Below are 9634 nucleotides of genomic sequence, written 5' to 3'. Positions count from 1 at the left end.
GCCCGGCTCCCTCCACCGAGGGGGCCGGGCCGCTCCGTCGTTTCCGCCGTGCCGCGTTACTTCTTGATCACCAGGGTGCCGGCGGCACGGTCGTGCCAGCCCTGCAGCTTCCCGGAGTTGTCGAAGAACGGCGACAGGTAGACCAGCAGCGCCCCGATGTAGCAGAGGAAGGCGCCGACGATCGGGATGATGAAGCGGATGAAGCCGCCGCCCAGGCCCGGGGTCTGGCCGTTGCTCTCCTTGACCACGCGCAGGCCCATGGCCATCTTGCCCAGGGTGGCGCCGACGAAGGCGACCATCAGCCACTCGTAGAGCAGGTTGAACACCGCCAGCACGCCGACCATGATCATCATGGTGGCGACGATGCCGGCCGCGGCGTCGGTCTGCTGCTGGATGCAGTCGTTGTAGCTGATGGTCCCGTAGGAGTACTGGGAGCAGTCGTCGGCCTCCTTGACGAGGCCGAGCGTGCCGGCCAGGCCGAGCGCCATGACCAGGGCGATGACCGCGCCGACGGCCAGGCCGTCGATCAGCCGGGCCAGGAAGCGCTGGCCCATGGAGGCGATCTTCACCGTGCCCAGGTGGGCGATGTTGATGTAGCCGTTGTTCGCCTGGATGGTGCCCGGCATCGGCTGGTACCCGTACGCAGCCTGCTGCTGCGGCGGCACGCCGTACGCCGGCGGCTGCTGCTGCGGGTAGCCGTACCCGGGAGCCGCGGGCGGCTGCTGGGGGTAGCCGTAGCCGGCGGCCGGCGGGGCCTGCTGCGGGTAGCCGTACGCCTGCTGCGGCGGCTGCTGGGGCTGCTGGGACTTGTCGTACGGGTTGTTCGGGTCGGGCGGGTAGCTCATCGGTGCCTCCGGGCAGATGGGGACAAGTGGGGACGGGACAGAGGACCCGGAACGGACCGGCGGATCGGGCGGCCGGTCGGACGGGACGTTAGCGGAGCGCACTGACACCGGGGGCGTGCACGGCCGGGTGTGCGCCCCCGCTCAGGGCCGTGGGAAGCGGGTGAACGGGAGCCGGGACGGTCCGTCGGCACGGAACGCGCCGCGTCGGCGGTCGGTGGTCGGCGCGGTGCGGTCTGGTCGGCTCACTTCGTTCTTCCCCCGGGTACGCCCCGCCGGGTTCGTCCGTCGGCCCGTCACCGGGCCGGATGCGGCGGGGAATGCGCGCTTATCGTCGAACGCCCGGCGGCGCCCTGTCCAGCCGCGCCCGCGCGTCGGACCGGACTGTGGCGCAACCGCAATACGACCCGGACGCTCCGTACTCGTTCGTCCACCCCCCGACGCCGCGCCGACGCCGCGCCGACGCCACCCCGACACCGTCCCGCCGCGGGCCCCTCCCGGCCCGGGGACCGGTGGCGCGGACGACGCCCCCGATCCGGGAGAATGGGGTCATGACTGCCCAGATTCTCGATGGCAAGGCCACCGCGGCCGCGATCAAGTCCGAACTCGCCGCCCGGGTGGCGGCCCTCCAGGCGAAGGGCGTCGTGCCCGGCCTCGGCACCGTCCTGGTCGGCGACGACCCGGGCAGCCGCTGGTACGTCAACGGCAAGCACCGGGACTGCGCCGAGATCGGCATCGCCTCGATCCAGCGCGAGCTGCCCGCCACCGCCACCCAGGAGGACGTCGAGAACGTCGTCCGCGAACTCAACGCCGACCCGACCTGCACCGGCTACATCGTCCAGCTGCCGCTGCCCAAGGGCCTCGACCAGAACCCGGTCCTGGAGCTGATGGACCCGGACAAGGACGCGGACGGCCTGCACCCGACCTCGCTCGGCCGCCTCGCGCTGGGCATCGAGGGCCCGCTGCCCTGCACCCCGCTCGGCATCGTCGAGCTGCTGCGCCGCCACGACGTGCCGCTCGACGGCGCCGAGGTGGTCGTGGTCGGCCGCGGCGTCACCGTCGGCCGCTCGATCGGCCTGCTGCTCACCCGCCGCAGCGAGAACTCCACCGTCACCCTCTGCCACACCGGCACCCGTGACCTCGCCCACCACCTGCGCCAGGCCGACATCATCGTGGCCGCCGCCGGCGTCCCGCACCTGGTCAAGCCGGAGGACGTCAAGCCGGGCGCGGCCGTGCTCGACGTCGGTGTCAGCCGCAGCGAGGGCAAGATCGTCGGCGACGTCCACCCGGGCGTGGCCGAGGTGGCCGGCTGGATCTCCCCGAACCCCGGCGGCGTCGGCCCGATGACCCGCGCCATGCTGCTGAACAACATCGTGGTGGCGGCCGAGCGCCGCGCCGGCATCTGACCGGGCACCCGACCCCACCCCCGCTCGACGACGATCCCGAAGGACGGGAAGCCATGCCCGAACCGCGGCGGACCCGGCGCAGGCCGGTCAAGACCACCGGCACCCTGCCGCCCGAGGGCTCGTCGGCCGCGCTCGGGCGCGACCACGCGCTGCCGGTCCGGCAGTGGCCGATAACGGTGGTCCTGCTGGTGGTCGGCGCAGGTCTCGCGGTCACCTGGTTCGCCGACTTCCAGGACGGCTTCAAGTACGGGCTGCTGATCGTCGGCGGCGGGGTGCTGCTCGGTGCGCTGCTGCGGCTGCTGCTGCCGGAGGTCGGCATGCTGGCCGTGCGCAGCCGCTTCACCGACGTCATCGTGCTGACCTTCCTGGGCGTGGCGATCGTGCTGCTGACCCTGATGGCCCAGCCCAACCCGTGGCTGGAGTTCTCGGTGCTGGACAACATCGGCCAGCTGATCGGCCGCCCGCGCCGGTAGTCCCCGCAGGTCGCCGAACGGCCCCCGCCCGCGTCCCGGGCGGGGGCCGTCATCGTCTGTGACCAACCAGTCACGACCTCGCCCGAGGGTTACGCTTCCCTTTGCGATACCCTGACGCCGGTTCTCTCGATGTCGAGAGACCGTCCTCGGCTCCAGCGCGCCGACGTGCCTGGGGCACCTGGCGATTTGCTGGAGAAGGTAGAAATGACCCGCACCCCCGTCAACGTCACCATCACCGGAGCCGCCGGCCAGATCGGCTACGCGCTGCTCTTCCGCATCGCCTCGGGCCACCTGCTCGGCGCCGACGTCCCGGTGAACCTGCGCCTCCTGGAGATCCCGCAGGGCCTCAAGGCCGCCGAGGGCACCGCCATGGAGCTCGTCGACTGCGCGTTCCCGCTGCTGCGCGACATCACCATCACCGACCAGCCGAACGTGGCCTTCGACGGCGCCAACGTCGCGCTGCTGGTCGGCGCCCGTCCGCGCACCGCGGGCATGGAGCGCGGTGACCTGCTGCAGGCCAACGGCGGCATCTTCGGCCCGCAGGGCAAGGCCATCAACGACCACGCCGCGGACGACATCAAGGTCCTGGTCGTCGGCAACCCGGCCAACACCAACGCCCTGATCGCCCAGCGCAACGCCCCGGACGTGCCGGCCGAGCGCTTCACCGCGATGACCCGCCTGGACCACAACCGCGCCCTCGGCCAGCTCTCCGCCAAGACCGGCGCCCTGGTCTCCGACATCAAGCGCGTCACCATCTGGGGCAACCACTCCGCCACCCAGTACCCGGACATCTTCCAGGCCGAGGTCGCCGGCAAGCCGGCCTTCGAGGCCGTCGGCAGCGACCAGGCCTGGCTGGAGAACGACTTCATCCCGACCGTCGCCAAGCGCGGCGCGGCCATCATCGACGCCCGCGGCGCCTCCTCGGCCGCCTCGGCCGCCAACGCCGCCATCGACCACGTGTACACCTGGGTCAACGGCACCGCCGAGGGCGACTGGACCTCCATGGGCGTCGTCTCCGACGGCTCCTACGGCGTCCCGGCCGGCCTGATCTCCTCCTTCCCGGTCACCACCAAGGACGGCTCGTTCGAGATCGTCCAGGGCCTGGAGATCTCCGACTTCTCGCGCGGCCGCATCGACGCCTCGGTCAAGGAGCTGACCGAGGAGCGCGACGCGGTCCAGGAGCTCGGCCTCATCTGAGCCCGACCCGCAGCACCCCACCGACGGCCCGTCGTCCCTCCCCGGGGACGGCGGGCCGTCGCCCTACACTGACCCGCTGTGAACGAAACCCTCGAGGACGCCGCGCTCGTCCTCGTCTTCATCGTCCTGGGCGGGCTGTTCAACGTCGCCGAGATCTCGCTGATCTCGCTGCGCGAGGGCCAGATCCGGACGCTGGAGGCGCGCGGCACCCGGCGGGCCGCCCGGGCCGCGCACCTCGCGGCGGACCCCAACCGCTTCCTGGCGGCCGTCCAGGTCGGCGTCACCTGCATGGGCTTCCTCTCCGCCGCCTTCGGCGCCGACACGCTGGCCGACAAGGTCGCCCCGCTGTTCGTCCGGGCCGGCCTCTCCGAGGGCGTGGCCGACGCCACCGCCCTGGTCGGCCTCACCCTGGTGATCAGCTACGCCTCGCTGGTGCTCGGCGAGCTCACCCCCAAGCGGATCGGCCTCCAGCGGGCCGACGCCATCGCGGTGCTGGCCGCGCCGGTGGTCGACGTCATGTCGGTGGTGCTGCGTCCGGCGATCTGGCTGCTCGGCCGCTCCACCGATCTGATGGTCCGGCTGCTCGGCGGCGACCCCGCCGCCGGGCGCGGCTCGATGAGCTCCGAGGAACTCCGCGGCCTGGTCGCCGCCAGCACCGAACTCGGCAGCGACGAACGGACGTTGATCGCCGACGTGTTCGCCGCCGGGGAGCGCCAGCTGCGCGAGGTGATGGTCCCGCGCACCGAGGTGACCTTCCTGGACGCCGAGCGCCCGCTCAACGAGGTCCGCGCCCAGGCGGACTCCTCGCCGCACTCCCGCTACCCCGTGATCGAGGGCAGCTACGACGCGGTGACCGGCTTCGTGCACGTCCGCGACCTGTACGGCGCGCGCGGCGAACGGGCCGCCAAGGTCCGCGACCTCGCCCGCCCGGTCAAGCTGCTGCCCGGCACCAAGCGGGTGCTGGAGGCGATGGGCGAGATGCGCCGGGAGGGCCACCACCTGGCGATCGTGGTCGACGAGTACGGCGGCACCGCCGGCATCGTCACCCTGGAGGACCTCGTCGAGGAGGTGATCGGCGAGATCCGCGACGAGTACGACACGCCCGAGCCCGCCCCCACCCGGCGGCTGGCCGGCGGCGGCGTGGAACTCGACGGCCTGCTCAACCTGGCGGACTTCGCCGAGGAGACCGGCGTCAGCCTCCCCGAGGGCCCGTACGAGACGGTGGCCGGCTGCCTGGTGGCCGCGCTCGGCAGGCTGCCCGCCGACGGCGACCTGGTGCGGATCCCGGCCGGCCCGGGCGAGGAGGTGCTGCTGACGGTGGCCAAGCTGGAGGGCCGGCGGATCGCCCGGGTCGGGGTGAGTGCGGTCACACTGGCGCGACCGCCGGGGCCGGAGGTTTCCTGACCGGTCGGTGGAACTGGAACAATGGCCCGCATGGTCAACGCAGCGGTCACTGGTCCGGTCAAGGACCGTCCCCGGGTGCTCTCCGGGATCCAGCCCACCTCGGGGTCGTTCCACCTCGGCAACTACCTGGGCGCGGTGCGCCAGTGGGTCGACCTGCAGAAGGAGAACGACGCCTTCTACATGGTCGTCGACCTGCACGCGATCACCGTCGAGCAGGACCCGGCGACGCTGCGCCAGAACACCCGGATCTCCGCCGCCCAGCTGCTCGGTGCGGGCCTGGAGCCGGAGCACTGCACCCTGTTCGTCCAGTCGCACGTGCCCGAGCACGCGCAGCTCGGCTGGGTGATGAACTGCATCACCGGCTTCGGCGAGGCGTCCCGGATGACCCAGTTCAAGGACAAGTCGGCCAAGCAGGGCGCCGCCGGCACCTCGGTGGGCCTGTTCACCTACCCGATCCTCCAGGTCGCCGACATCCTGCTGTACCAGGCGGACGCCGTCCCGGTCGGCGAGGACCAGCGCCAGCACGTGGAGCTCACCCGCGACCTCGCGGAGCGCTTCAACACCCGCTACAGCCCGACCTTCACGGTCCCCAGGCCGTACATCCTCAAGGAGACGGCCAAGATCCAGGACCTCCAGGACCCGGCCATCAAGATGAGCAAGTCGGCGTCCTCCGCCAAGGGCCTGGTCAGCCTGCTGGACGAGCCGAAGGCCAGCGCCAAGAAGTTCAGGAGCGCCGTCACCGACACCGGCACCGTGGTCTCCTACGACGAGCAGGAGAAGGCCGGCGTCTCCAACCTGCTGCGGATCCACTCCGCCCTGAGCGGGCAGTCGATCGAGCAGTTGGTCGCGCACTTCGAGGGCAAGATGTACGGGGCCCTGAAGACCGAGCTGGCCGACCTGTTCAGCGAGTGGGTGACGCCCTTCCAGGAGCGCACCAGGGTCTTCCTGGACGACCCGGCCGAGCTGGACCGCGTCCTCGCGCTGGGCGCCGAGAAGGCCCGCGAGGTGGCGTCCGAGACGCTGGCCACGGTGTACGACCGGATCGGCTTCCTCCCGGCCGCCAAGCGGTGACTCCGCTGACGAGCCTGCCCGGTGGTGAGGGTCTCCCGGAGGCCCTCACCATCGGCGTGTCCGTCAGCGTCCCGGATCCGTACGGCGCGGCGATCCAGGACGCGCGGGCCGGGCACGGCGATCCGCTGGCCCGGTCGATACCCACGCACGTCACGCTGCTGCCGCCCACCGAGGTGCCGGCCGAGATGCTGCCGAAGATCGAGGAGCACCTGGCGGCGGTGGCCGCCGCGCACCGGCCGTTCCGGATGGTGCTGCGCGGCAGCGGCAGCTTCCGCCCGGTCTCCCCGGTGGTGTTCGTCCGGGTCGAGGAGGGCGAGCGCGAGTGCCGGCTGCTGGAGGCGGACATCCGCTCCGGCCCGCTGGCCCGGGAGCTGGCCTTCCCCTACCACCCGCATGTGACGGTGGCGCACGGGCTCGCGGACGACGTGCTGGACCAGGCCCACGAGCAGGCCCGCTCCTTCCACGCGGTCTTCCCGGTGCCCGGGTTCGGCCTCTCCCGGTTCGACGCGGACGAGGTCTGGCGGCCCTGGCGGAGCTACGGCTTCTCCTGACCGGCGCGCCCGGCCCGCCCGCCGAGCTCCAGCATCCGGTCGACCACCCGCCGGGCGGCGCCGCCGTCGTCCAGCGCGCAGTGCACCTCCTGGAAGCGCCGGTAGCGCTCGGCGTACCCGGCGGGTACGGCGCCCCCGGCGTCGGCGAGTTCGCGCAGTGCCTCGACCAGCGCCGCCGAGTCGTCGAGCAGCGGGCCGGGGGCCTGCGCCTCGAAGTCGAAGGCGAAGCCGCGCAGGCTGTCCCGGTAGTGCGCCAGGTCGTAGGTGAAGAACAGCACCGGGCGGCCGGTGACGGCGAAGTCGAACACGATCGACGAGTAGTCGGTCACCAGGACGTCGGTGATCAGCAGCAGCTCCTGCACGTCCGGGTAGTCGGCGCAGTCGACGGCGAAGCCGTCCCCGGTGCCGGTCAGCGGCTCGCGGACGTGCGCGTGCGGGCGCAGCAGCAGGACGTGGTCGTCGCCGAGGGCCTTCCGGGCCCGGTCGAGGTCGAGCCGCAGGTCGAGCCGGAAGCCGTCGCCGTCGGGGCGCGGCCGGTCCTCCCGCCAGGTCGGCGCGTAGAGCACCACCCGCCGGCCCTCGGGGATGCCGAGCCGGTGGCGGACGGCGGACGCCCGCCGCCCGTCGGGGCGGGCCAGCGCGTCGTTGCGCGGGTAGCCGGACTCCAGGATCTCGCCGCCGTAGCGGAACGCCCGGCGCAGGATCGGGGTGGCGAACGGGCTGGGGGAGACCAGCAGGCTCCAGTGCGGGGTCTCCCGGTCGAGCGCGGCGAGGTAGCCCTGGTCGGCGAGCCAGGCGTTGTCGACGTCGTGGGCGATCCGCTTGAGCAGGGCGCCGTGCCAGGTCTGGACGACGACCTGGCCGGGGCGGCGCCGCAGGAAGTCCGGGAAGTGGGTGTTGCCGACGAGGTAGCGGCTGGTGGCCAGTGCCCGGTACCACTCGGGGCTCCAGACCCGGACCGCGCGGACCCCGGCGGGCAGCTCGGCCTGGGCGTCGTCGACCACCCACAGGTGCTCCAACGGGGCGCCGCGGCGGGCGAGTTCGGTGTGCACGGCGCGCGGTGAGTCGGCGTAGCCGCGGCCGCCGAAGACGTCGTACAGCACGGCCTCGCGCAGCGGCTCGCGGCGGGCGGCGGGGTAGCCGGCGGTGCGCTGGCGGGCCTGGGTCCAGGCGCTGCGCTCGGTGGCGCTGAGGACGGGCGTGGAGTCCAGCAGCAGGGTGTCGTGCCAGCGGCGCTCCAGCACGATCCGCTTGCCGCCGGCCTGGGCGGCGGCGGGCAGCGCGGCCAGGACGGCGGCCGGGGCGGTCAGCGGGCGGGCCGGGCCGGAGCCGTCGACGGGCTGCAGCGCGGCCTCCCAGAGGCCCTTGCGCAGCGGCAGCGCGGTGCCGTCGGAGCCGGTGCGGGTGACGGGCAGCCGGACGGTGAACCGCGCGTCGGGGCCGAGTTCCACCGGGTGGCGGACCTCGGTGCCGCTGCCGCTGTGCCGCAGCACCAGTTCGAGCGGGCCGGGGGCGGGGCAGCGGCCGGTGAGCTCGAAGCCGCCGGCCCGGGCGGCGAACCGTTCGACCCAGCCGGCGGCGGGCCGCACGCACAGCTGGAGCCGGCCGTCGGCGAGGTGCTTGAGGTGCAGCACCCGGTCCTCGGCGCCGGGCAGCGGGTGCTGGCCGGCGACCGGCCCGGTGCGCTCGTCCAGGACGAGCGGATCGACGGCGCCGTCCGGGTCGACCAGGTCGGCGTCCCAGTGCTCCAGTTCGCCGGTGCCGCGGCCCTCGGCGGTGAACAGCGCGTACGGCAGGTGGGCGGTGACGGTCCGTCCGGTGCGGACCGCGGGCTCGGTGAGGACGGCGCCGCTCTCGCGGTGGCGCAGCCGCAGCACGGTGCGGGCCTGGCCGGGGTCGGCGCTGGTGAGGTGCAGGCCGATCCCGTCGGGGGCGGGAACGGCCCGGTCGAGGCGGAGGGCCGGGCGTTCGAGCCGCAGGACGAGCCGGCCGTCGGTGAACTGGGGCTGGAGGCGGACGTCGTGGTCCACCCAGCGGGCGGGCGGGTACTCGCCGGAGCCGCACCAGTAGGGGGCGAGGCCGCCGTACTGGCGGCGCAGCCGGGTGGGGCGGCCGATGGTGAACAGGGTGGCCTCGACGCTCCAGTCGCCGAGCAGCCAGCCGTCGGCGGCGCGCAGCCGGCGCGGTTCGACGAGGGCGGTGAAGCCGGCCCAGTCGTGGTTGTGCTCGGGCTGGGCGCTGTCGTCGGTGATCTCCGGGAACCGGCGGGGCCGGGTGGGGACGTGGACGGGCTCGTCGTGGTCGCCGCGGCGCAGGGTGAGCCAGGTCCAGGCGGAGCCGGGGTGCGCGGTGGGCCGGTCGTCCGGGCGGGCGAAGCCGGTGAGTTCGAGGCCGCGGCCGCTCCAGCGGGCGCGCAGCAGTCCGAAGGCGGCGTTCTCCTCCTCGCTCGGCAGCGGGGCGCCGAAGCGGGGGTCGCCGAAGCGGGGCGCGGCGTGCGGGAGGACGAACCGGGTGAGGACAGCCATTTCCACGGACCTTTCTCGGCGAGAATTTCCATCTCACCCGGAAAAGCATCCGAGGTCAATTTGGGAATGGCATTGTAATTAGCTGAAAAGTTCTCGCCGGAAACGCCAGTTCGAAATTCCGGAATGTCGCGCGAGGCCGGTCCGGAAAACGCCGGAGGCGCCCGG

At 73.2% G+C, this 9634-nt stretch carries 8 protein-coding genes; 6 read left to right on the top strand and 2 right to left on the bottom strand.

Going from position 1 to position 9634, the window contains the following annotated elements; translation table 11 throughout:
* Nucleotides 1-56: 56 nt before the first annotated feature.
* Nucleotides 57-845 (bottom strand): RDD family protein, encoded by a 789-nt coding sequence (locus ACFU74_RS33685; RefSeq protein WP_380763769.1) that lies wholly within the window; start codon nt 843-845, stop codon nt 57-59.
* Between the two features lie 548 nt (nt 846-1393).
* Between ACFU74_RS33685 and ACFU74_RS33680 the strand changes: the two genes are divergently transcribed.
* From ACFU74_RS33680 to ACFU74_RS33655, 6 genes are all read left to right on the top strand, one after another.
* Nucleotides 1394-2248 (top strand): bifunctional methylenetetrahydrofolate dehydrogenase/methenyltetrahydrofolate cyclohydrolase, encoded by an 855-nt coding sequence (locus ACFU74_RS33680; RefSeq protein WP_380763767.1) that lies wholly within the window; start codon nt 1394-1396, stop codon nt 2246-2248.
* A 53-nt stretch (nt 2249-2301) separates the two neighbouring features.
* Nucleotides 2302-2721 (top strand): DUF3017 domain-containing protein, encoded by a 420-nt coding sequence (locus ACFU74_RS33675; protein WP_380763765.1) that lies wholly within the window; start codon nt 2302-2304, stop codon nt 2719-2721.
* A gap of 204 nt (nt 2722-2925) precedes the next feature.
* The gene (locus ACFU74_RS33670; RefSeq protein ID WP_380763763.1) at nt 2926-3918 is read left to right on the top strand and encodes a malate dehydrogenase; all 993 of its coding nucleotides are present in this window, start codon (nt 2926-2928) and stop codon (nt 3916-3918) included.
* Between the two features lie 78 nt (nt 3919-3996).
* Nucleotides 3997-5322 carry a hemolysin family protein gene (locus ACFU74_RS33665; RefSeq protein WP_380763761.1) on the top strand — a complete coding sequence of 442 codons (1326 nt, stop codon included), beginning with the start codon at nt 3997-3999 and terminating at the stop codon, nt 5320-5322.
* 30 nt (nt 5323-5352) lie between these two features.
* Entirely contained in the window at nt 5353-6393 is a 1041-nt protein-coding gene (trpS, locus tag ACFU74_RS33660; RefSeq protein ID WP_380763759.1) for a tryptophan--tRNA ligase, read from the top strand.
* A gap of 56 nt (nt 6394-6449) precedes the next feature.
* Nucleotides 6450-6944, top strand: coding sequence for a 2'-5' RNA ligase family protein (locus ACFU74_RS33655; RefSeq protein ID WP_380763757.1), 495 nt, complete (start codon nt 6450-6452; stop codon nt 6942-6944).
* On the opposite strand, the gene ACFU74_RS33650 is transcribed toward ACFU74_RS33655, so the two are convergent.
* Nucleotides 6929-9469: a CDP-glycerol glycerophosphotransferase family protein gene (locus tag ACFU74_RS33650; RefSeq protein WP_380763755.1), complete on the bottom strand. Its 2541-nt coding sequence runs from the start codon at nt 9467-9469 to the stop codon at nt 6929-6931. The genes ACFU74_RS33655 and ACFU74_RS33650 overlap by 16 nt on opposite strands.
* Nucleotides 9470-9634 lie beyond the last annotated feature (165 nt).

The organism is Kitasatospora sp. NPDC057500 (assembly GCF_042802195.1).
Lineage (GTDB): Bacteria > Actinomycetota > Actinomycetes > Streptomycetales > Streptomycetaceae > Kitasatospora.
This window is presented reverse-complemented; position numbering and strand designations above follow the sequence as displayed.